This window comes from Rhizobacter sp. P2_H2, from assembly GCF_056403375.1.
Map to the genome: position 1 here is coordinate 1 of NZ_JBFUFP010001251.1, position 1,434 is coordinate 1,434.

1 protein-coding gene and 1 pseudogene are annotated in these 1,434 nt (G+C 59.4%); both read right to left on the reverse strand.

Annotation, left to right across the window (positions count from 1 at the left end):
• A pseudogene (locus AC1D15_RS32060) lies at nt 1-810 on the reverse strand (Qat anti-phage system QueC-like protein QatC); the annotation flags it as partial.
• The coding region (gene qatB, locus AC1D15_RS32065) for a Qat anti-phage system associated protein QatB (RefSeq protein ID WP_477829233.1) at nt 807-1,434 on the reverse strand (628 nt) is incomplete at its 5' end. The gene qatB and the pseudogene AC1D15_RS32060, both read right to left, overlap by 4 nt.

Below are 1,434 nucleotides of genomic sequence, written 5' to 3' on the forward strand. Positions count from 1 at the left end.
CACGGGGTGGGTGGTCTTCGTACTCAGGCTGCCAACTCGTCCAGCGTTCAGCGGAACGTTCAAGCTGATTAAGCCATTCTCTGGCACGAACACTTCAACTGAAGCACTGTCAGTTCCATCCGCGTGGCTGTCGGCGGCAAGGGCAGCAAAGGCGAAGAACACGATAGACCTACCGCGAGTGGAGCCCTCTCCTTCGCGCTGCGGCTTCAACCAGATGTTCTGATTCCACTGAAGATGGCGGCCACCGCCGCCTAGTGTCTGCGCATACAAGACCTGGGTATCAGAGTCACCCTTAGCGATGTGGGACACGAAGATTGGTGAACGCCCGTCCACGGTCAGGTCGAGCGCCCCAACCAAGCTGTCCAGCCCACCGGAGAGGAGTGCAACGCAGTCCGCGTCGTGAACAACGCGGTGCTTCGGTAGCGGTGGTGGATAGCCGCCTTCCAAAAAGCTGATCTGCCAGAAGTCGCCGGTCAGAAAGCGCAGCGCCTGCTGAATGTCCTCGGTAAGCTGCTGGAACGGCTCAGGATCAAAGAGGGCCAGGTCCAGCTCAATGACTCGAGTCCAGCCGTCGGAAGAGACATTGCGCTCCACCGCGTGGTCAGCAGCGTTGACCGCAAGGGCTAAAGTCAAGAAGTCCCAGCTCCTCGCACTGGGCTTAACGCCTGCGCGCTTGATGTCGTCAATGAGCGAGGCACCCACCGTGCTGACATCGGAAAGTCCGTCGTGCCCATACATCGAGAAGTACGTGACGTCACCGCGACGGAACTCTGGAATTAGGTCCTTCGGCGCACAGAAAACCTTGTTCATAGGTCGGCCTCGAACAGCTCGAACGTCATCTTCAATGCCTCTTGAAGAATTGAATCGAGTTGACCTCGAGTTGGATTCGCGTTCGTGCCGCGCAGCAGGTCGACATGCAGGCCCATCTCGTTCTTGATGAAGCGTCGCACCTCCCGTTCGCGGATCACCACAGTTCTCGGGTCGAGCTGCGCACTCTCGAAGATTGGCCCCAGGTCGAAGCACAGCCGATTGGCTGCTTCGGTCGCGAGGTAGCCCTTCATCAACTCCCAAATGTCGTCGATTCCCATGGCCAAAGGGTCGATGCTCGGATCGTCCCTGACCAGTTCAGACAGTGCCAATGCCATGGCGTCGCGGAACGACTCTTCGTCAGCACTTCCGCCTGCAGGCGCCAACTCACGGACGATGGCGTCCACCACGTCTTCTGCAGACGGATTGCTGGCTCGCAGGTCGTCCACCCACCGGCGAGCCTCGGCAGAAGAGCCTTGGCTGACTGCATTGAGGAATGAGAAGAGCGTGGCCCCTGCTCGCGTAGAAGCCCGCATTCGGCTGGCCGCAGCCTTCGCTCCACCACTTCCGCGACTAGAGTAGTGAGCCAAGGCCTTGCGAAGATGATGCGTGTCGCCGTTCTTGAGG